We start from the raw sequence: 20,379 nt of genomic DNA, 5'->3' as shown, positions 1-20,379 counted from the left end.
TGTCGGAGAGTGCCGGCGGTCTGTAGTACGAGTCTGTCGTGCTGCGCACCGTGGCAGGCGGGTGCACGTGTGATCCGCCGGGTGGTCGGGGGAGCGGTCAGGGGATGGTGACGACGACCTTGCCCCGAATGTGCTTGGTGGCGAAGTCCTTGACTGCCTGCGGGGCGTTCGCGAAGGGGTAGCGGGCGCCGATCTCCACCCGGAGCCGTCCGTCCGCAGCCCGTGCAGCGAGGTCGTCGAGCTCGCCGGGCTGTGCCTGGAACGAGCCGATGTAGACGGACTCGACGTCACGTCCGAGGTCGGCGGGCCCGTACAGCGGCGAGACCAGCCGGCCGCCCGGGCGGACCGCGCGTGCCGTACTCGCCAGCCCCTCACCCGAGTTCACGAGGTCGATGACGACGTCGACGCCGTCGGGCGCCAGACGCAGCACCTCCTCCACCACATCCGTCCGCTTGTAGTCGACGGTGTCGTCGGCACCGAGACCGCGCAGATACTCCACGTCCTCGGCGGTCGAGGTGGCGATCACGCGGGCACCGATCGCGTGGGCGAACTGCACGGCGAACATCCCGATCCCGCCTGTCGCCCCGACCACGAGCACACTCTCGTCGGCCGTCGGCCGGACGGCACGGAGCAGATTCACCGCCGTCAGTCCGGATTCGGGAATGGCCGCCGCGTGCAGAGAGTCGAGACCTCCGGGACGCCGGGCGAGCATCGGCCCGGGCGAGGCCATCGTGTACTCGGCGACGGCGCCCGCGCTGCCTCCGGTGAAGGCCAGGACCGGATCGCCCGCCGAGTAGAGAGTGACGTTCTCGCCGACCTCGACGACGGTTCCCGCGGCGTCCATGCCGACCACCAGCGGGTGCTCTGCCGGGAAGTTCTCCTTCGCCGCGCCGGTGATCAGCATCAGGTCGAGCGGATTGAGCGATGCGGCCTCGACCTTGATCAGGACCTGGTCCGGACCGGGGGTGGGGGTCGGGTGGTCGGTGACCGTGACCTGGTCCAGCGGAACGTAGTCGGGCGCGACAAGGGCTTTCATCGGGTGGCTCCCTGACGTGGCGTAAGAAGCGACCCCGCGGGCGCACGTGGCGGCTCCGGGCGCCCGGTGTGAGCGCCCTTGTCTCTTCTACGCGGCCGTCCGGACTCAAGCGAGGAGCCTGACCGTGGGAGGGGCCGAACGGGCGTCGTCCGTCCGCTCCTGGCTGCCGGAGCTCCGCTGCCGTGCGTGCCGACGCTCGTCCGGCCGGGAGCACCGAGCGGGAACGCCGGAGCGGACCAGGGACAGGAGGACGGAGGAGGAGTCCCTGCCCGGCAGGAAGCTCGCATTCATCAGCTCCTGAGAGCTCGTGACACGATCACGATCCGGGCTTCTCGAGGCGTGTCCACGCACGCGCGGGTCGTCGGTGGTGCGCGCCCCGAAGGCGCGATGTCCTTCGGGGCGCGCGGCAGGGGTTCTGGTTCAGGCGTTGTAGCCGCCGTGGGCGTCCAGCACCGCGCCCGTGACGTACGACGCGGCGGGGCTCGCCAGGAAGGCGATCGCCGCGGCGATTTCGTCGGGGTGCCCCATGCGTTGCAGGGACAGCGAGCTGAGCAGGGCATTGAGGGTCTCGGGGTCCGGCGGTTGCATGCCGCCCTCCATCAGTCCGGCCTCCACGACGTTGGCGGTGATGTTCCGGGGCCCGAGGTCGCGTGCGACGCCCATGGTGTACCTCTCGATCCCGGACTTGGTCGCCGAGTAGTCGGCAAGGCCGGGGGCGCCGACCCGGGAGCCCAGTCCGGAACTCACCGTGATGATGCGGCCGCCCGTGCGCAGCACTCGGGAGGCGGCCCGGATGACGGCGATCACGCCGAGGTAGTTGGTGGCGTGCATCCGGTCCAGCGCGGCGGTATCGGCGTCCGGGTCGTCCACCGTGCCGGCCACGGAGATCGCCGCGTTGTTGACGAGGATGTCCAGGCCGCCGAAGTGCGCGACCACGTCGTCGATCAGCGCCGGCGCCCGGCTCGTGTCTGCCTGGTCGGACGCGAAGGCGATGGCCTTCGCTCCCTTGGCGTGCACCTCGTCGACGACGGCCTGCGCCTGCTTCTCGGAGCTGACGTAGGTGAAGGCGACGTCGGCACCCTGCTCGGCCAGCAGGCGTACGGTCGCGGCTCCCAGTCCGCGCGACCCCCCGGTGACCAGGGCGACCTTGCCCGTAAGTGGCTTGCTCATTCTTCTCACCTCGTTGATTGACCCTTCCTACCAGTCATAACACTAATTGTTACGACAGCCGGTTGCAACTATTACTGTTACGACTGCACTGTCGTAACATGAAGCGTTGCGGCCGAGAGGAGGGGTTCATGAGTGCCAACAGCAGGTTGACCCTTGCCGCCCACGCGCTGGCCTGGATCGGTCTCTACCAGCGCCAGGGCCATGAGGTCGCCACCTCCGAGCAGATCGCGACCAGCGCGAACACCAACCCCGTGGTGATCAGGCGGCTGCTCGGCGAGCTGCGCAGAGCCGGGCTCGTGGAGTCCCGGCGGGGTGTGGGCGCGGGCTGGTCGCTGGCGCGCGAGCTGGGGTCGATGACCTTGCTCGACGTGTACGAGGCAGTGGAACCCGGCCCGCTGTTCGCGATGCACCGCAGCGCCCCGGACCAGGGGTGCGTGGTGGGTTATGGCATCCAGCCGGCGATGCAGTGCGTCTACGAGGGCATCGAGGAGACATTGAGACACGAGCTGGCCCGCGTCACGCTCGAGAACGTACTCCGGGACGTACTCGCGGCACCTCGCTAGCCTCCCCGTTACGCCCTGACATCACCAAGAGCCCATCCATGCCCAGGCCGGCGAACAGCCTGGCAACCGGTCACGCCAAAGACGGTTGCGGTGTTGGACCGTGTCCTACGAGCTCGTAACGTGATCGTGTTGAAGTGCCCTGGTCCGGCGTGACCGACGTGACGATTCCGCCGTACCACCGCGGCCGACGTCAACGACGTCACCCAGACCCTCGCACTGGTCGATGGCATCCCGCCCATGGCCGGACGACCCGGCCGCCTGCGCCGTCGCCCCGACTCACTTCTCGGTGACAGGGAGCTACGACTCCAATCCCAACCGGCGGAAGTTGCGCAAGCGGCGGATCTTGCCAGTCGCCTCCCGCAAGGGCGCCCCGAACATCTAGGGCCCGGGCAAACTCCGTTACGTCGTGGAGCAGACCTTCGCCCTGCTCCACCAGGTCAAGCGCCTTGCCGTCCGTGGGGAACGCCGAACCAACTCCACGCTCCCTTCATCTCGTCGGCCTGCAGTCTCATTGCTGGAGACAACCTCAAGAAGGCCGCCCATGATCGTGTTACGAGCTCTGAGCGGGATAGCCGGGCGGTTTCCGTCCGGCCCAGGGGCGCGCATTCTCCAGTTGCGCGGAGAGCGACAGCAGCGTCGGCTCGTCGTCCCGCCGGCCGACCAGTTGCACCGCGAGGGGCAGCCCGTCGGGGGAGAAGCCCGCCGGCACCGAGGCCGCGGGGTTGCCGGTGACGTTCCACAGCGCGCAGTACGCGATCATCGGCATCGACCGCAGCGCGGCACGCACCGTGCCGGTGCCGCTGAGCTGCCCGGTCGCCGGCGGGAGCCCCGCCATCGTCGGGGTGAGCAGCACATCGATCCGCTCGAAGACTCTGTTCGCCTTGGCGGCGGTCCGCTCGCCCTGTGCGAGGGCCCAGCGAGTGACCCGGGGCCGGACCCAGCTGCCGAGTCGCACCGTCTCGCGGGTCCGCCGCTCGAGCCTGCCGTAGTGGTCCATCGCGAAGGCCTCGGTCCGCAGACCGGCGAACCACTGCGGTATGAACGCGGCCGTCGGGTCGGGGTAGTGCGGGTCGACCTCTTCGACGTGGTGGCCCAACTCCGCCAGCAACGATGCCGTTTCCTCGACTGCCCGGACGACGTCCGCCGCCGGTCGTACGCCGAGAGAGGCCGACTTGGTCGACCAGCCGATCCGCAGCTGCCGCGGTTCGGTGGCCGCCGCGGTGGCGAACGAGGTGGCCGGGTCGGTGGCCCGGAACATGTCGCCGGGCACAGAGCTGCGGATCGCGTCGTGGACGAGTGCGGAGTCCAGCACGGAGCGCGTCAGGGGGCCGAGCACGCCCAGTCCCCACCAGAGGTGGGGATGCGGGGAGGTGCTGACACGGCCGCGCGAGGGCTTCAGGCCGAACAAGCCGCAGCTGGCGGACGGAATCCGGATCGATCCGCCGCCGTCGCCGCCGATCGCGGCAGGCACCAGGCCGGCCGCGACGGCCGCGGCCGAGCCACCACTGGACCCGCCGGGCGAATGCCCGGGTGCCCAGGGGTTGAGGGTGGCGCCGTGCGCCGACGACTCGGTGAAGGGGAAGAGGCCGAACTCGGGCATGTTCGTCTTGCCGATGACTACGGCCCCGGCTGTGCGCAGCCTGCGTACCACCTCGCTGTCGGCTGCCGCGGGCCGGTTGTTGGCGGCCGTCCCGAACGTCGTCACCTGGCCCTCGACGTCGTTCTCCTCCTTGATCGCAACGGGCACTCCGTGCAGCGGGCCACGGTCGGCCCGCGGGGTCGCGTCCCGGCGGGCGGCCTCGGCGAGGGCTTGTTCGGCCATCACCACGGTGAAGGCCGCGAGGCTGCCGTTGTGCTGTTCGATACGGGTGAGGAGCAGCTCGGTGAGTTCTCGAGCCGACACATCTTGGGCGCGGACGGCCTTCGCCTGTCCGTCGACACCCGCATAGGCAAGATCGTCAGTCATGACGGGAAACTACATCCGCTCGGGGGCGGGGGAGAAGGGGAGGCGCGCTCCCTCTCCTTGAGCCGAGCGGGCGGTCGTCCGGACGCGAGCTGCCAGAGAGGACGCCGGCGCGGGGACTGCCCCGCTCCCCGTCACACAGAAGCGTCGAGCTGTTCGCGCACCCGAGCAGGGTCGGGATTCACATGGGGCCGGCCCGCCATGAAGACCGTCGGCACGGTCTCATTGCCGTCGTTGACCGCCCGCACCTCGGCCGCACCGGCCGGGTCACGCCAGATGTCGACCCAGTGCACCTGGCGTGCCCGCCGGCCCAGCCGGATGCGCAGGCGAAGGCAGTACGGGCAGCCCGGACGCCAGAAGACGATGGGCCGGCCGTCGACCGCGCTGCGGCGCTGCGCCTCCTTCGCACCGATGGACCTCGGGAAGATCAGTGGCGAGTTCGCCGCCGCGAGCAGCACGAACAGCAGCAGGAGCGCTACGGCGGTACCGGGGCTCCCTCCGCGGATCAGCCCGGTCGCCACGAGTGAGCCGCAGAGCACGAGCAGCAGAGGCGAAATCCAAGCGCGCGTCATGGCACACAGCCTACGGGCCGTCCCGTCCCCGGTGGATCGGCGTGCGGCGGCGGATGCGGTGTGGGGCAGGGCGGATGGTTGTCCTCGTACTGGGCGTATTCGGCGATCCGGCAACGCGGCGAGGTGCCGTAGCCGTCGTCGTGCGCCCGCTGGGGATGCAGTTCGTGACGCGCGCTGCGAAGGGATGGCGTGCGTCGTTGAGGAAGTGGTCGCCGATGTCGCGCAGACGGTGGGCGGCGGGCATCTGCGCGGTCAGCACGCGCGCGTTGCGCCAGAACCTGTCGAGTCCTCTGGCTCCGTCCGAGTCGTCGGCGCGGTGGTCCGTTGCAGTAGGCGCGTGGTGGTGTCCACGGCGGTTCTGCCGGTGACCGCTTCGGCGGCGGAGACGAGCACGGCGACGTCCGCATGATGGTCGACGCGCAACTCCGGCCCCAGGGCCACCGCATCGGCCAGTTCCTGCGTCGCGTGCTCGACGACCGTCGCGGCGGTGTGGGTGCCGATCGCCAGTTCTCCGTAGGAGAGGAGGAGGTACGGATCGTCGCTCGGCCGCTCTACGTAAGCACCGCCCATTGGGGTGGCCGCCGGGACGGGCGGTGTCGTACGGCTGATGTCCCGCGCCTCTGTGAGAGCCCCCTCGGTGAGCCCGAGCGCGACATGAGCGAGCAGAAGCCGAAGGGCGAGCGGCGCCAGGGCGGTGAAGGGGTGTGGTGTGCTCGTCGCGGGGAAGGGCGCACACAGCACATGATCCGCCCTGCTCACCGGCACGTTGTCGAAGTCGGCGCTGCCCGCGCCCGCCAACCGCTGCCCGATGCGCTCGTTCGCCGCCTCGACCAGGACGCGGGAATGCTGCCGCCGGCGGCCGACCGTGTCGACCGCCGACGGCGGGCGTCAGACGTCTGCGGTGTCCTTGCACTCCCAGCGCAGCAGATCTCCCGGCTGGCACTCGAGCACTTCACAGAGCGCGGCGAGCGTCGCGAAGCGCACCGCCTTGGCGCGGCCGTTCTTGAGCACGGCCAGGTTGGCCGGCGTGATCCCGACGCGGTCCGCGAGCTCGCCCACGGACATCTTCCGCTTGGCCAGCATGACGTCGATGTCGACGGCGATCGGCATCAGATCACCTCTGCCAGCTCGGCCTGCATCTGCGCCGCCTCGACGTCGCGCGCGACGGCCTGGGCGAGCAGCATCCGCAGTACCAGCACGATGAGCGCGACCCCCAGGACCGCCATGACGCCCCCGCCCAACAGCAGGACGATCCCCGGGGGGACGGCCTCTCCCGGAGCCAGTACGACACCGAGCGCGAACAGCAGGATCGCTGCCGCCACGATCGCGCCGATCACGATGTGGACGTACCGGAAGGCGGCGTCGGAGAAGACGGTGCCGCGTCGGACCATCGTCACCAGCCGCCATACGCAGACCAGGACGACCTGGACCGTCACGATGCCGAGAACCGTGATCACGAGGAACGGGGTGCGGAGGTACGCGACGTCCGGGTCGAGACTCTCCATGTCGATGGCCAACAGGGGCACCATCACGGCCTGGACGAACACCGAACCGGCGAGCAGGCCTACGAGTACAGCCCGCAGCGCAAGGACTGTCAGCTTTCCCATCACGTCTCCTTCGATCGAGCAGCGATGGAAATCTATCGAGAAACGATAGGTGTGGCAAGTGACGGTCCGCCGTACGAGGGGTGGGGGGCGCAGTCGTCACCTCCGCCTGCGCACAGCTCGGGCAGACACGCGCACGAACGACGGGAGGGGCACACATCCGCCTGGCTGTGAGCCCCTCCCGTCGTCCTGGGCCGGCTCGCTCTCGTACGAGCACGAGCCGGCCCGGACGCCTCGGATCAGACGAGGTCGAACCGGTCCAGGTCCATGACCTTGGCCCACGCCGCGACGAAGTCGTTCACGAACTTCTCCTTCGCGTCGTCGCTCGCGTAGACCTCCGCGAGGGCGCGCAGCTCGGAGTTCGAGCCGAAGACGAGGTCGGCACGGGTGCCGGTCCACTTGACGGCACCCGAGGCGTCACGGCCCTCGAAGGTCGTCTGGTCGCCGGAGGTCGACTTCCACGTCGTGCCCAGGTCGAGCAGGTTGACGAAGAAGTCGTTGGTCAGCACGCCCGGGGTGTCCGTGAACACGCCGTGCGAGGACTGGCCCTGGTTGGCACCCAGGACGCGCAGACCACCGACGAGGGCGGTCATCTGGGGCGCGCTCAGGGTGAGCAGGTTGGCCCGGTCGAGCAGCAGGTACTCGGCCGGCAGGCGGTTGCCCTTGCCGAGGTAGTTGCGGAACCCGTCGGAGGACGGCTCCAGCGCGGCGAACGACTCGACGTCCGTGTGCTCCTCGGTCGCGTCCACACGGCCCGGCGTGAAGGGGACCTCCACGTCGAAGCCGGCGTCCTTGGCGGCCTTCTCGACCGCGGCGGCACCGCCGAGGACGATCAGGTCGGCCAGAGAGACCTTCTTGGCACCGGAGTTGAACTCCGACTGGACGCCCTCCAGGACGCGCAGGACCTGAGCGAGCTGGTCCGGGTCGTTGACCTCCCAGCCGTTCTGCGGCTGCAGACGGATACGGGCACCGTTGGCACCGCCGCGCTTGTCGCTGCCGCGGAACGTCGAGGCCGACGCCCACGCGGTGGAGACCAGCTGCGAGGCGGTCAGGCCCGACTCCAGGAGCTTGGCCTTGAGCGCCGCGGCGTCCGCGGCGTCGATGGCCGCGCCCTCGGCCTGCGGCAGCGGGTCCTGCCACAGCATCGTCTCCGCCGGGACCTCCGGGCCGAGGTACAGGGACTTCGGGCCCAGGTCACGGTGGGTCAGCTTGTACCAGGCGCGGGCGAAGGCATCCGCGAACTCGGCCGGGTTCTCGTGGAAGCGGCGCGAGATCGGCCCGTAGATCGGGTCGAGGCGCAGCGCGAGGTCGGTCGTGAGCATCGTGGGCAGGCGCTTCTTCGACGCGTCGTGTGCGTCGGGGATGATCTCCTCGGCGCCCTTGGCCACCCACTGGTTGGCGCCGGCCGGGGACTGGGTCAGCTCCCACTCGTAGCCGAAGAGGATGTCGAAGAAGTCGTTGCTCCACTGGGTCGGCTTGGTGGTCCAGGTGACCTCCAGACCGGACGTGATCGCGTCGCCGCCCTTGCCGGTGCCGTGGGTGGACTTCCAGCCCAGGCCCTGCTCCTCCATGGAAGCGGCCTCGGGGTCGTTGCCGACCGCGTCGGCCGGGCCGGCGCCGTGGGTCTTGCCGAAGGTGTGACCACCGGCGATGAGGGCGACTGTCTCCTCGTCGTTCATCGCCATGCGGCGGAACGTCTCGCGGATGTCGCGGGCCGCGGCAATCGGGTCCGGATTGCCGTTCGGGCCCTCCGGGTTGACGTAGATGAGGCCCATCTGGACCGCGCCGAGCGGGTTCTCCAGCTCGCGGTCGCCGGTGTAGCGCCGGTCGTCGAGCCAGGTGGTCTCGGGACCCCAGTACACGTCCTCGTCGGCCTCCCAGACGTCGGCGCGGCCGCCGGCGAAGCCGAAGGTCTCGAAGCCCATCGTCTCCAGCGCGACGTTGCCCGTGAGGATCATGAGGTCGGCCCAGGAGATGGACTGGCCGTACTTCTTCTTGACCGGCCACAGCAGACGGCGGGCCTTGTCCAGGTTGCCGTTGTCCGGCCAGCTGTTCAGGGGGGCGAAGCGCTGCTGCCCACGGCCGCCACCGCCGCGGCCGTCGCTGATGCGGTAGGTGCCGGCGCTGTGCCAGGCCATACGGACCATCAGCGGGCCGTAGTTGCCGAAGTCGGCGGGCCACCAGTCCTGCGAGGTGGTGAGCACCTCGGCGATGTCACGCTTCACCGCCGCCAGGTCGAGGGCCTGGAACGCCTCGGCGTAGTCGAACTCCGCACCGAGTGGGTTGGCGACGACCGGGTCCTTGGCAAGGATCTTCAGATTGAGCCGCTCCGGCCACCACTGGCGGTTTCCACCGCCCTGGGTGGGGTGCGCGGCGCGATCATGCGCGACGGGGCAGCCGCCGCCTGAGCCCTCCGTTTTCGGGTCGGTGACGATTGCGTCGTGGTTCTCGGACATGGAAATCCTTCCGGAGGGGGCGGATCGCTGTGCTCAGGTACTGCGGTCGGTGGAACGGTCGTGCAGGCCCGGTCGGTCAGGTGGGCCTGGTGAGCCGGAGGCCGTGGTCGTCACCGGCGGGCGGGCGGCTGTCGTGCGGGACGCTCGGCCGTTGCGGGCGACGACGCGAAGCGCGGTCTCGAAGCGAGTCCGCGGGCCGGTGGTGCTTGCCCGGCAGGACCCGGGGTGCGAGTCCTGCCGCGACGGGCACGTGGAGGGTTCCGCGCCGGGCGGGGGTGTGATGCGGCTCACGCGATCGCTCGTCCCGGAGGGATTCGGAGGGAGTCGTCTCGATGAGAGGACGTCCGCCGTTCCGCCGGTTTCGGGGAGCGCCACGCGGGCGGCGGCCGTCACCTGCGCGCCGGCCCGGCACAACCGCTCGGCGGTGGTCGCGTCACGTCTTCTCTCCTGTCCTGCGGGAACAGTCGGGAACAGTCCTGTCCCTTGGCTATTGCCGGAACCGATCCTACGATGGACAGAGTCCAGGTCAACACGTGTGCCAAGCTCGTATTCAATCGGAACCCTGGCGTCCGCCGGGTAGCCTTCGGGTATCCCGCCGCATCTGAATAGGTGAACCGATATGAGTGACCTGCTGGAGCGACTACGAGGGCGTGGCTGGCGGATGACCTCCCAGCGGCGTGTCGTTGCGGAGGTTCTCGCCGGCGACCATGTGCATCTCACGGCCGACGAGGTGCATGCCCTCGCCGTGCAGCGGCTGCCCGAGATCTCCCGGGCGACCGTCTACAACGCCCTGGGCGAACTGGTCCTGCTCGGTGAGGTCATAGAGGTCTCCACGGACGGCCGCGCGAAGCGCTACGACCCGAACGCGCACCACCCACACCAGCACCTCGTGTGCTCGCAGTGCGGCACCGTCCGGGACGTCCACCCGACGGGCAATCCGCTTGCAGACCTCCCGACGGAAGAACGGTTCGGCTTCACCGTGTCGCAGGTCGAGGTCACCTACCGCGGACTGTGCCCGACCTGCGCCTAGATTCGCTTCGGCCATCGCCTGTCTTCCCGAGCCCCTGCAGCGCGCCGCTCGGAATCCAGGTGCGTGGACGGCGAGACCAGCGGGGGACAGACAGTCGGTGAGCTGGACGTGTGCGCTGGAACGTGACCTGGAGGACAGCGCCTGCACGGCTGCCGCAGCAGGCCCGGCCGGGCCCTGACGTCGAGCCCCTGTCCGGGGGATCGCCGGGCACACTGGGCGACATGCCTGTCTCGCTGCATCACATCGTCATCGACGCCCACGACCTGCCTGCCCTCGCCCGGTTCTGGGCCGGGGTGCTGCGCTGGCGGATCCTGTCCGAGCGGGAGCGGGAGGTCGTCATCGGGCCGGACGAGACCGCGCCCGTGGGGATCTGCTTCATGCCGGTGACGGACCGAAAGGTCGTCAAGAATCGTCTGCACCTCGACCTGACGTCCGCCGCCGAGGACCGGGAGGCCGAGATCGAGCGCATCCTCGCCCTCGGCGCGAGCCTGGCCGACGTCGGACAGACCGGCAGCGAATCGTGGACGGTGCTGGCCGATCCGGAGGGGAACGAATTCTGTGTGGTCCGCCCGAAGGAGACGCTGATCGGGTAGCCGTTGCGGTCCGCACGATTGCGCGACAGCCCGGCCGCTCACACAGAACACGCAGGTGCTCAGCCGTCCCTCAGGGTGCTGCCGATGAGAACGCGACGCCTGATGCAAGCCGCACCGTCCCGTCCAGCGCCCGCAGTCAGCCGATGATGAGCGGGAGTGTCACCGCCCACCCGCCCAGTACGGTCTTCTCCCCGTCGGTCAGGGCGCGCCGTCCGGTGCCGACCAGCAGCGCGTCCCTGTCGGAGAACGAGGCGGGGAAGGTCGTCCCCGCGATCTTCTCCAGCATCTGGCGGGACTGGGCGAGAGCGGATCGCGACGGGAGCGAGGAGGGACTGGGCTTCCGGGACGCAGCCGACGCCGACGGCAAGGTCGGCCTGAGCGACGGATGACGCGCGAGGGTCGTTGACCGGAATGGTGAGCGGCCGCTGTATAGGGTCTTGGCAACCGTCATCCTCGGCCCAGGCCGCCCCGCGCCGCATTCGACGGGACTTCGCTGCACGCCGTGAGCGCAGACATGACTTCGATCATCAGGAGTGCTGCCGTGCCATCCAGTAAGACGTCTGCGCCCGATGGTCTTGGCCGCAACCGTGAGACCGCGATGCTCGCGCTGCTGTCCTTCGCCATGCTGATCGTCTCGCTCGACCAGTACATCGTGGTCGTGGCACTTCCCGACATCGCCCGTGATCTCGGCTACTCCGCGCAGACACTCCAGTCGGTCATCAGCGCTTACGCGGTCGCCTCGGCCGGCTTCCTGCTGTTCGGTGGACGTGCCGCCGATCTGCTCGGACGGCGGCGCGTCCTCGCCACCGGCCTTGCGCTCTACGCAGCGGCCGCCCTCGTCGGAGGGCTCGCCACCGGGCCCGGAATGCTGCTCGGCGCCCGCGCCATTCAGGGGCTCGGCGGGGCTCTCGTTTTTCCCACTACCCTGGCGCTCATCAACACCACCTTCGCCGAAGGCCGGGCCCGCAACCGCGCGTTGGGGATCTGGGGAGGGTCGGGTGCGGCGGGGCTCGTCATCGGTGTGCTGCTCGGTGGGATTCTGACGCAGGCGTTCGGCTGGGAGGCGGTGTTCTTTGTCAACGTAGCCCTGGCAGGGCCCGCGCTGGTGCTCGCCTTCGTCATCATTCCTCGGGACGGAGAACGCGAAAGGGAACGCAAGTTCGACCTGCCGGGGGCGCTCAGCGTCACCTTCGGTGTCACGCTCATCGTGTTCGTCCTCGTTCAGGGCCCCGGACTGGGGTGGCTTTCGCCGGGCATTGTGGTGAGCGCTGTGGCGGGCATCCTGCTCCTCGGAGCGTTCTTCGTCATCGAGCGGCGCAGCAACGACCCGTTGATGCCGACCGAGTTGCTCTCCAACCGCAACCTCATCACTGGTGTGTTCATCGCCTTCATGTTCATGGCGACCTTCGGCTCCGTGCTCTACTTCCTGTCCATCTACTTCCAGGAGATCCTGGGCTACGACCCGTTACAGACAGGCGCCGGCTTCCTCATCCCCACGGCAGTGGTCGTGGCCGGTTCGACTTTCGCCGGCCAGCTCGTGACGCGGTTCGGTCTTCGGCGCACTCTGGCCGCGGCTCACATCATCGGCGCGCTCGGCGCCGTCGGACTCGGCCTCGCGATCTCGCCGGACGGTACCTACGTCGAACTCGTCCCCGGCCTCGTGGCGCTCAGCGTCGGCGACGGAGTGGTCTTCACCGGGATGTTCATCGCCGCCGCCACGGGAATCCCTGACCGGCAACAAGGCATCGCCTCCGGCATCGCGTCCACCGGCTCGGGAGCGGGCGCGGCTGTCGGTCTCGCCATCCTGGTCCTGGTCGCGACCGCGGGTCTGGACGGCCTCACCGGTGAGGAGCTCCACGCCGCCACCGCCGAGGGAATCAGAACCGCGCTCCTCGCCGCCGCGGGCGGCATCGTGCTGACGTTCCTGGTCGCCCTGCGCCGGTGCCCGACACAGCCCGAACAGGGCCTCGCTCCTGTGCCGTACCAGACCCGCCGCTGCTGACCGCGCACCGACAAGCTGCTGGTAGCGGACCTGACGGACCGTTGAGCAGGTGCCGGCCCCGCCGGATCCACTGATTGGCACGTCCCGCATGACGTCTGGCATGCTGCTCACCTTCGGTCCCGACCGCCGGACACGCGAGTTCACCTGCGACTGCTGCCAGGCACCCGTCGAACGGTCCTGGAAATTCGTTCATGCCGACGGTGCTCCACACGCGGTGTACTGCGCGCCGTGTCGGCCCCGTGATGGGCCAGACCACGCCTGCCTCCACGCTGGTCACCGCCGGCCTGGCTCATCCCGATGGGCCGCTCTTCGGGCTCAAGCTCGACCGCGCGGCTGTCCTGCAGCATCCCCGGCTGAACGAGTTCTGGAAGGTCTCCGACTTCATCCTGGAGAAGGACCCCCTCGCACGTGGCCACCTCCTACGGGCGCTGAGCACCGCCGCGGCAGGCCTGTGAGCGCGGATGACGCAGGTCACACCCGTCCATGTCACACCGCGTCGCGCCACCTCGTCTCAGGTGTGTACCCACTGACCACCGCAGAGGAGCACACCATGGACGCGCGACTGAACTACTTCGCCAGCCCGACCGCCGGCAAGGTCATCAAGTACGTCATGTCGGCGGGCAAGGAGCTCAAGGACGGGCCGGTTCCGATGTCGACCCAGGAGTTGGTGGCCCTTCGGGTGAGTCAGATCAACGGCTGCGCTGTCTGCGTCGACATGCACACCAAGGACGCCGCCGCGGCCGGTGAGACCGCGGTGCGGCTGAATCTGGTCGCCGCGTGGCGGGAGGCCACGGTCTTCACCGAGGCCGAGCGTGCCGCGCTGGCGCTGGCCGAGCAGGGGACCCGGGTCGCGGACGGGGCCGGTGGGGTCAGCGACGAGGTGTGGGCGTACGCCGCCAAGCACTACGACGAGGAGCAGCTCACGGCCCTGGCGATCCTGGTTTCCTTCATGAACATGGCGAACAGGATGAATGTCATCACACAGCAGCCGGCCGGCAGCTACGAGCCCGGACAGTTCCACTGAAACGGCCATCGGCCTGATGTGAGGGAGGGGTTGGCGTGAGCAAGGTCGAGGAGTTCGAGGAACTGCGGCCGCTGCTGTTCTCGATCGCCTACCGGATTCTGGGCAGTGTGACTGAGGCCGAGGATGCGGTGCAGGAGACATGGCTGCGGTTCGACGGCTCGTCGACCCGGCCCACGTCGACCAAGGCCTTTCTGTCGGCTGCGGTGACGCGGATCGCCATCGATGTGCTGCGCTCCGCTCGGGTGCGACGGGAGGAGTACGTGGGCCCGTGGTTCCCCGAGCCGCTGCTCAGCGATCCGTACGAGGATCCGGCGCGGGCGGTGGAACTGGCCGACTCGGTGTCGATGGCCGCGCTGTTGCTGCTGGAGCGGCTCAGCCCGTTGGAGCGTGCGGTCTTCGTGCTGCGGGAGGTGTTCGCCTTCGGGTTCGACGACGTCGCCGCGGCGGTGGGGCGTTCGGAGGCGGCGTGCCGGCAACTGTTGGTGCGGGCGCGGCGGCACATGGAGGCCGGACGGCCGCGGTTCGCGGCGGACGGGCAGGAGCAGCGGGAACTGGCGACGCGGTTCTTCGACGCCCTGAAGGACGGCGATGTGGAAGGACTGCAGGCTCTGCTGGCCGCCGATGTGCAGCTGGTCGGGGACGGCGGCGGCAAGGCCCCGCAGCTGGCCAGGGCCGTGACGGGTGCGGAGAAGGTGGCCCGGTTGCTCGCGACGTTCATCCTCCGCGTGGTCCGGCTCGACGTGTCCTTCGAGCCGCACCAGATCAACGGCCGGCCCGGAGCGGTCTTCCGGGACCGGGACGGAAAGGTGCTTCACATTCTGGCCCTGGACGTCCTCGACGGGCGGATTCAGACCATCCGCGGAGTGATCAATCCCGACAAGCTCGGCCACATCGGCCCGGTCGCCGACGCGTGGGCCATCGACCGCGAGGTGCGGCAGGCTCGCCGGCGGATGAACTGACCGCGGCACACCGGTGGTCCGGCTCCTTTGCCCGGGCGTCGACACCTGCCTGACGGGTCGTCGAGGAAGGACGTCCCAGCCGTGGTCAGCCGTCTTCGGGATCCAGCTCGAACGTGAAATAGATGCTCAGCGTGTAGGGCTCGTCCTCGTCGTACGCGTAGTCCCACGCCACGTCGACGAGGAAGACCTTCTGTTCCGCCACCCACTCCTGGGCTTTCCCGAAAGCTTCCGCGGCAGTTGCGGCGGGGAAAAGCTTCCTGGCCATCGGATGCACCTGGCTGTCGGCATCCGAATCGTCGAAGTCTTCCGGAACATCCAGGCAGAGGCCGGGATCGAACTCCATGGACTACGTCCTTTCCGTCGGTCCACCCGTATCAGCCGTCTACCCGTATGCGTCGGCGGAGGCGCCCCAGGGGCCCTCCGCGCCCGACGTTCACGACCGTGCCCGTTAAGACCGCGGCGCATGCGGAAGGGTTGCTTCTGCCGGACACGCGGCGAGCTGCCGTAACCCGTCCGCCGGTGCGACACCAGGCACCGGCCCTCGGCCGTGCCCAGGTCAGGACGCGCAACGGGTGAATTCGGCGTGGTCCCTCACCGGGGTCCGGTCGTAGGGTGGCGCCGTGACGACGATGGCGGAACAGACACGGACCGGCCGGCTCCTCTACGGATGCATGGGGCTCGGCGGCAGCTGGGACCACGAGCCCTACACCTCGAAGGACATCGCGGTCGCGGAAGCCGCCGTGGAGGCGGCCCTCGACAGTGGCATCACCACGTTCGACCACGCCGACATCTACCGGAACGGCAAGGCCGAAGCAGTGTTCGGCGAGATCCTCGGCCGTGCGCCGGAACTGCGGGACCGCATCGACGTGCAGACCAAGTGCGGCATCCGTCTCGCCGACGGGGACCACCCGGGGATCTACGACCTGCGCGGCACCACCATTGTGGAGCGCGTGGAGGAGAGCCTCGCCCGGCTGCGTACCGACGTCCTCGATGTCCTGCTCCTGCACCGGCCGGACCCGCTGGCCGATCCCGACGATGTCGCCGAGGCACTGACGTCACTGCACCGGCAGGGACTCGTGCGGCGTTTCGGTGTCTCGAACATGAGCGCCGCGCAGATCGCACATCTTCAGCGGGCGCTGGAGCTGCCCCTGGTCGCCAACCAGTTGGAAATGAGTCTTCAGCAGCGGGACTGGGTCGAGGCGGGCGTCGTGGTGAACACCCCGCAGGCGGCGGCCGGCGGCTTTCCCTTGGGGACGCTCGAGTACTGCCGCGCCAACGGAGTGCAGCTCCAGGCGTGGGGCGCCCTCGCCCAAGGGCGTTACTCCGGGCGCCAGGAGACACCGGAGGAGCAGGCGACCGCACGGCTCGTGGAGGCGTTGGCCAAGGAGAAGGACACGACCCCCGAAACGATCCTGCTGTGGTGGCTGCAACGACACCCCGCGGACATCGCACCGGTCATCGGCACGGCCCGCCCCGAACGCATCCGGGCCTGCCGGGATGCCGCGACGGCGGAGCCGCGGCTCAGCCACGAGGAGTGGTACGACCTGTGGATCACGGCCCGCGGAGCGGCGCTGCCGTAAGGCGTCGGGACGGGTGAGTGAGGCCTTGCCCGCGTCGGGGTCGGGCCTCCGCCCGGAAAGGCGCGCGCGGTCGTGCAGCGCGGGTGCCCATGCCGGTGCCGTGGGCGGTCCCGGTCAGGCCTTCCGCGCGGCCTCCGCGACGACCTCGACGGTCCGGTCCAGTTCCGCCTCGGTGTTGTAGTAGTGCGGGGACAGACGCACCAGCGGGTGAACTCCCCTGTTCAGGGTGTCGAACTGGGTGTGCTCGGCGACAGTGGTCGACACGTTGATGTCGTGGCGCGCGAGGACAGCCGCGAGGTCGTGGGTGTCCAGTCCTTCGACCTTGGCGGTGACGATGGCGCAGCGGTCGCGGCCGAGGTCGTACGTCGTGACACCGGGCAGCGCGTCGAGTCGGTCGCGCAGCCGGGCGCCGAGCGCGATGCTCCGCCGGCCGATCCGGTCCATGCCCAGTTCGAGGGCTTGGACCACGGCGGCATCCAGGCCCAGGACGTTGGCGTAGCTCATCTCCCAGGAGGCGAAGCGCCGCGCGCCCTGGTGCCAGTTGAAGCCGTTGCCGCCGTCCCAGGTGGCGGCTTCGATGTCGTTGACGAACGGGTCGAGACGGTCGAGCATCTCCGTCCTGACCCAGAGGAATCCGGTGCCGCGCGGCCCCCGCAGGAACTTTCGGCCGGTAGCGGTGACCATGTCGCAGCCGAGGGCCTCGACGTCCACGGGGAACTGTCCGATGGACTGCGTCGCATCGAGGAGGAACGGCACCCCGGCCGCACGGGCGATCCGTCCGATCTCCTGCGCCGGGTTGACCAGGCCGCCGCTCGTGGGGACATGGCTGATGCCGACCAGCCGGGTGCGCGCGTCGATCAGGTCGGCGAGGGCCGCGGTGTCAATCTGACCTGACGCGTCGTCCGGGACCACGACGACCTCGACGCCGGTGCGCCGGGCGGTCTGGAGGTAGGCGAGGACATTGCTGCCGTACTCGGCGCGGCCGGTCAGGATCCGGTCGCCCGGCTGGAAGGGGAGCGAGTAGAACGCGGCGTTCCAGGCGTGGGTGGAGTTGTCGAAGAGGGCCACCTCGTCGGCCCGTCCGCCGATCAACTCGGCGAGGTGTTCGTACGTGGCGTCGATCCGTTCGCGTTCCTGCCTCGCGGCCTCATAGCCACCGATGGACGCCTCGAGCTCCAGGTGCGCCGTCACCGTGTGCAGCGTCCGCCGGGACAGCAGCCCGGCTCCGGCGTTGTTGAGATGCACCCGGTTTGCGCATCCGGGGGTGTCCTGGCGCAGTGCCTCGATGTCCACGTGAACGCTCCCTCATCGGTCGGGTGCTGTGACCTCTACCCGGTCGCGGCACCGCATCTCGGGCACCGGCCATGCGCAAGCCTGCCGGGGCGCGCGGAGGTCCGCGGCGTGCGCCGTCACGAACACGGAGTTCGCCGGACAGGACCCGGCAGTCCGGCGGCTGCCACACCTTTGGAGCGATCGGGGGAGGGCCCGGAGCGGTGACCGGAAAGGGCGGCGTCACGTCCGTAGCGTGGCCGCGTGGCGCGGATCGACGAACCTGAGACAGCGGGCCTGGCGGGGGACCCGGGCCGGCTGCTGGCCCTGTCCGACGGCATCTTCGCCATCGCGATGACGTTGTTGGTGCTCGATGTCGCCGTACCGGACGATCTCGGCATACGCGACTTCCAGGAGTCGTTGCGCGGTCTGTGGCCCAAAGTGGCGGCCTACGGCTTGAGCTTCACCATCCTGGCGGCGTTCTGGATGGACCACCGAAGGATCTTTCTGTGGGTACGCCAGGTCGATGACGCGGTTCTGCGGGTGTCGCTGTCCGGTCTCGGCGCGATCGCGCTGCTGCCCTTTCCCACGTCCCTGCTGGCGGAGTACCCGGCCCGTACGGTCTCCGTGGCGCTGTACGCGGGCACCATCGCCGTCACCAACCTGCTGCATCTCGCGCTGTTCGCCCTCGTGTGGAGGCGTTCGCGGCTTCAGCACGAGCCCATCGGCAACCATGTGGGCCGTGCCGTGGTCGCCGACCTCGTCATCTCGATCGTCGTCTTCGGGGCGTCGGTGGGCATTGCCTTCGTCTCCCCGCGCGCGGCGATGTGGAGTTGGGCCCTGCTGCTGCCGGTCAAGGTCGTGATGGGCCGGCGCGCCCAGACAGGCGCGCGGACGCGGTGAACCGCCTGGGGCGGCCCGCCGGCAGGCCGCCCCAGGCGGTTCGACGCGGGCACCGACCGCTATCGGCGGCTGCGCACGAGCAGGTGGAAAAAGTACGGCGTACCGACTATCGCCGTCACTAGCCCCGGCGCCCAGCTGGGCCGGGGCGATCACCGTGCGGCCGAGGAGGTACGCGACGCGGACCAGGGTGGCGCCGGGGATCACCGCGACCGGAATCACCCGCACGTGGCGTCCGCCCACCAGAGCACGGGCCGCATGGGGTGCCACCAGGCCGACGAATCCGATCCATCGAGGGTCGGATACCGCAGTCGCACTGAGCAGGACGCTCAGGACGAGGAAGCCCAGTCGCTCCCAGGGGAAGACCAATGCCGAGCAGTCGCGGCGTGTGGTCGTCGAAGGAGACGAGGTCGAGTTCCGTGCGGCGTACGAACGCGACATGCCTCGCGGTCACCGCTGTGACCAGGAGGCGTCAGGTGCGGCGCAGCACCCGGTTCGCGGAGGCCGCGGCGACGGCGGCCATGTCGCTGCCCGCGGTGCAGCACAGTGTCATGCGCTTCAACCAGCGGGCAAGGGGGCGGTGTCGAGCCCGGCGCTGCCGGGGCGGCATGCGTCCCCGGACGTCCCGGCGGAGACCGGGAAACGGTTCCCGGACTGTGCCCCTTCGCGCCGGTGCGACCGTACGAAGTCGACAGATGTCGGCCCCGGCGACGACGTACGATCTCCTGTGTGGCCAGCAGACCCGACCCGGCGCCGAACCTGCGCGATCTCGCACGGCTGCGCCGCGTCCGCGACCGGATGGACCGGGAGTACGCCCAGCCGCTGGACGTCGAGGCGCTCGCCCGGGGCGTGCACATGTCCGCCGGGCACCTCAGCCGGCAGTTCCGGCAGGCCTACGGCGAGTCGCCGTACAGCTACCTCATGACGCGGCGCATCGAGCGGGCGATGGCGCTGCTGCGGCGCGGCGACCTCAGTGTCACCGAGGTCTGTTTCGAGGTCGGCTGTTCGTCGCTGGGCACCTTCTCGACGCGTTTCACCGAGCTCGTCGGCATGCCGCCGAGCACCTACCGCGAGCAGGCGACGAGCGCGACGGCGGGGATGCCGTCGTGCGTGTCGAAACAGGTGACCAGACCGGTCAGGAATCGAGAAGCGCGGTCTCCCGGGCCGGGACTAGCGTGACGGCCATGGACATCACCATTCACGCGAGCTTCCTTCCGCAGGACGACCCGGACGCCGCCCTGGCCTTCTACCGCGACGCCCTCGGCTTCGAGGTCCGTGGAGACGTCGGATTCGACGGGATGCGCTGGATCACGGTCGGTCCCGTGGGCCAGCCCAGCACCTCCATCGTGCTGCACCCGCCGGCCGCGGACCCCGGGATCACCGACGACGAGCGCCGCACCATCACCGAGATGATGGCCAAGGGCACCTTCGGGAGCATCGTCCTGTCGACCCCCGACCTCGACGGCACATTCGCACGGCTCCAGGCCACCGACGCGGAGGTCGTCCAGGAGCCGACCAAGCAGCCGTACGGCGTTCGCGACTGCGCCTTCCGCGACCCGGCAGGCAACCTGCTCCGTATCCAGGAGCGGAGCTGAGCTGAGCCGCCGGGCTTTCCGGCCCACGGTGTGAAGGGGCGGAGCGGCGAAGGACAAGGCCGT

General features: G+C 69.6%; 22 protein-coding genes and 1 pseudogene. 11 read left to right on the top strand and 12 right to left on the bottom strand.

Annotated elements, in window-relative coordinates:
- Nucleotides 1-97: 97 nt before the first annotated feature.
- Both ABTX78_RS08535 and ABTX78_RS08530 read right to left on the bottom strand, forming a co-directional pair.
- Nucleotides 98-1,036: an NADP-dependent oxidoreductase gene (locus ABTX78_RS08535; protein ID WP_352206039.1), complete on the bottom strand. Its 939-nt coding sequence runs from the start codon at nt 1,034-1,036 to the stop codon at nt 98-100.
- 420 nt (nt 1,037-1,456) lie between these two features.
- Nucleotides 1,457-2,206, bottom strand: a complete 750-nt coding sequence (locus tag ABTX78_RS08530) for an SDR family NAD(P)-dependent oxidoreductase (RefSeq protein ID WP_352206038.1) — start codon at nt 2,204-2,206, stop codon at nt 1,457-1,459.
- Between the two features lie 128 nt (nt 2,207-2,334).
- Between ABTX78_RS08530 and ABTX78_RS08525 the strand changes: the two genes are divergently transcribed.
- Nucleotides 2,335-2,769, top strand: coding sequence for an Rrf2 family transcriptional regulator (locus ABTX78_RS08525; protein WP_352206037.1), 435 nt, complete (start codon nt 2,335-2,337; stop codon nt 2,767-2,769).
- 550 nt (nt 2,770-3,319) lie between these two features.
- Here the strand turns inward: ABTX78_RS08525 and ABTX78_RS08520 are convergent.
- From ABTX78_RS08520 to katG, 6 genes are all read right to left on the bottom strand, one after another.
- Nucleotides 3,320-4,735 (bottom strand): amidase, encoded by a 1,416-nt coding sequence (locus ABTX78_RS08520; protein WP_352206036.1) that lies wholly within the window; start codon nt 4,733-4,735, stop codon nt 3,320-3,322.
- Nucleotides 4,736-4,866: 131 nt separating this feature from the next.
- Nucleotides 4,867-5,304, bottom strand: coding sequence for a glutaredoxin domain-containing protein (locus ABTX78_RS08515; RefSeq protein WP_352206035.1), 438 nt, complete (start codon nt 5,302-5,304; stop codon nt 4,867-4,869).
- Nucleotides 5,305-5,556: 252 nt separating this feature from the next.
- Nucleotides 5,557-6,063 carry an acyl-CoA dehydrogenase family protein gene (locus ABTX78_RS08510; protein ID WP_352206034.1) on the bottom strand — a complete coding sequence of 169 codons (507 nt, stop codon included), beginning with the start codon at nt 6,061-6,063 and terminating at the stop codon, nt 5,557-5,559.
- Nucleotides 6,064-6,192: 129 nt separating this feature from the next.
- A complete protein-coding gene (locus ABTX78_RS08505; protein WP_352206033.1) occupies nt 6,193-6,414 on the bottom strand; it encodes a helix-turn-helix domain-containing protein in 222 nt (73 codons plus the stop codon).
- Nucleotides 6,414-6,911, bottom strand: coding sequence for a DUF2975 domain-containing protein (locus ABTX78_RS08500; protein WP_352206032.1), 498 nt, complete (start codon nt 6,909-6,911; stop codon nt 6,414-6,416). Before ABTX78_RS08500 ends, ABTX78_RS08505 begins: the two co-directional genes overlap by 1 nt.
- Nucleotides 6,912-7,147: 236 nt before the next feature.
- Nucleotides 7,148-9,364 carry a catalase/peroxidase HPI gene (katG, locus tag ABTX78_RS08495; RefSeq protein WP_352206031.1) on the bottom strand — a complete coding sequence of 739 codons (2,217 nt, stop codon included), beginning with the start codon at nt 9,362-9,364 and terminating at the stop codon, nt 7,148-7,150.
- A 619-nt stretch (nt 9,365-9,983) separates the two neighbouring features.
- On the opposite strand from katG, the gene ABTX78_RS08490 reads away from it, so the two are divergent.
- Nucleotides 9,984-10,394 (top strand): Fur family transcriptional regulator, encoded by a 411-nt coding sequence (locus tag ABTX78_RS08490; protein ID WP_352206030.1) that lies wholly within the window; start codon nt 9,984-9,986, stop codon nt 10,392-10,394.
- Between the two features lie 221 nt (nt 10,395-10,615).
- Nucleotides 10,616-10,987, top strand: coding sequence for a VOC family protein (locus ABTX78_RS08485; RefSeq protein WP_352206029.1), 372 nt, complete (start codon nt 10,616-10,618; stop codon nt 10,985-10,987).
- 136 nt (nt 10,988-11,123) lie between these two features.
- Here ABTX78_RS08485 and ABTX78_RS08480 read toward each other — a convergent pair whose 3' ends face one another.
- Nucleotides 11,124-11,273: a hypothetical protein gene (locus ABTX78_RS08480; RefSeq protein ID WP_502993806.1), complete on the bottom strand. Its 150-nt coding sequence runs from the start codon at nt 11,271-11,273 to the stop codon at nt 11,124-11,126.
- 255 nt (nt 11,274-11,528) lie between these two features.
- Here ABTX78_RS08480 and ABTX78_RS08475 point away from each other — a divergent pair, with 255 nt between their 5' ends.
- The 4 genes from ABTX78_RS08475 to ABTX78_RS08460 all read left to right on the top strand — a co-directional run bounded on the left by ABTX78_RS08475 (nt 11,529) and on the right by ABTX78_RS08460 (nt 14,972).
- Nucleotides 11,529-12,989, top strand: coding sequence for an MFS transporter (locus ABTX78_RS08475; RefSeq protein ID WP_352206028.1), 1,461 nt, complete (start codon nt 11,529-11,531; stop codon nt 12,987-12,989).
- Between the two features lie 242 nt (nt 12,990-13,231).
- On the top strand, nt 13,232-13,444 hold the full coding sequence (locus ABTX78_RS08470) for a hypothetical protein (RefSeq protein WP_352206027.1): 213 nt from the start codon (nt 13,232-13,234) through the stop codon (nt 13,442-13,444).
- A gap of 95 nt (nt 13,445-13,539) precedes the next feature.
- Nucleotides 13,540-14,013 carry a carboxymuconolactone decarboxylase family protein gene (locus ABTX78_RS08465; protein ID WP_352206026.1) on the top strand — a complete coding sequence of 158 codons (474 nt, stop codon included), beginning with the start codon at nt 13,540-13,542 and terminating at the stop codon, nt 14,011-14,013.
- A 35-nt stretch (nt 14,014-14,048) separates the two neighbouring features.
- Nucleotides 14,049-14,972, top strand: coding sequence for an RNA polymerase sigma-70 factor (locus ABTX78_RS08460; RefSeq protein WP_352206025.1), 924 nt, complete (start codon nt 14,049-14,051; stop codon nt 14,970-14,972).
- An 85-nt stretch (nt 14,973-15,057) separates the two neighbouring features.
- Here the strand turns inward: ABTX78_RS08460 and ABTX78_RS08455 are convergent, their stop codons facing one another.
- Nucleotides 15,058-15,315, bottom strand: a complete 258-nt coding sequence (locus ABTX78_RS08455; protein WP_352206024.1) for a hypothetical protein — start codon at nt 15,313-15,315, stop codon at nt 15,058-15,060.
- Between the two features lie 286 nt (nt 15,316-15,601).
- Here ABTX78_RS08455 and ABTX78_RS08450 point away from each other — a divergent pair, with 286 nt between their 5' ends.
- Nucleotides 15,602-16,552, top strand: coding sequence for an aldo/keto reductase (locus ABTX78_RS08450; RefSeq protein WP_352206286.1), 951 nt, complete (start codon nt 15,602-15,604; stop codon nt 16,550-16,552).
- 114 nt (nt 16,553-16,666) lie between these two features.
- On the opposite strand, the gene ABTX78_RS08445 is transcribed toward ABTX78_RS08450, so the two are convergent.
- Nucleotides 16,667-17,845, bottom strand: a complete 1,179-nt coding sequence (locus tag ABTX78_RS08445) for an aminotransferase class V-fold PLP-dependent enzyme (protein WP_352206023.1) — start codon at nt 17,843-17,845, stop codon at nt 16,667-16,669.
- A gap of 240 nt (nt 17,846-18,085) precedes the next feature.
- Between ABTX78_RS08445 and ABTX78_RS08440 the strand changes: the two genes are divergently transcribed.
- Complete coding sequence (locus ABTX78_RS08440) at nt 18,086-18,724, top strand: TMEM175 family protein (RefSeq protein WP_352206022.1); 639 nt, start codon at nt 18,086-18,088, stop codon at nt 18,722-18,724.
- 59 nt (nt 18,725-18,783) lie between these two features.
- On the opposite strand, the pseudogene ABTX78_RS08435 reads toward ABTX78_RS08440, so the two are convergent.
- Nucleotides 18,784-19,160, bottom strand: a pseudogene (locus tag ABTX78_RS08435) (iron chelate uptake ABC transporter family permease subunit); the annotation flags it as partial.
- Between the two features lie 290 nt (nt 19,161-19,450).
- Between ABTX78_RS08435 and ABTX78_RS08430 the strand changes: the two are divergent.
- Together ABTX78_RS08430 and ABTX78_RS08425 are read left to right on the top strand one after the other, a co-directional pair.
- A complete protein-coding gene (locus ABTX78_RS08430) occupies nt 19,451-19,900 on the top strand; it encodes a helix-turn-helix transcriptional regulator (protein WP_352206021.1) in 450 nt (149 codons plus the stop codon).
- Nucleotides 19,901-19,905: 5 nt separating this feature from the next.
- The gene (locus tag ABTX78_RS08425; RefSeq protein ID WP_313942272.1) at nt 19,906-20,316 is read left to right on the top strand and encodes a VOC family protein; all 411 of its coding nucleotides are present in this window, start codon (nt 19,906-19,908) and stop codon (nt 20,314-20,316) included.
- Nucleotides 20,317-20,379 lie beyond the last annotated feature (63 nt).

This window comes from Streptomyces sp. NPDC096193, from assembly GCF_040302905.1.
Classification (GTDB): domain Bacteria; phylum Actinomycetota; class Actinomycetes; order Streptomycetales; family Streptomycetaceae; genus Streptomyces.
The sequence above is the reverse complement of the archived record's forward strand: the minus strand, read 5'-3'. Positions and strand labels throughout refer to the sequence as shown.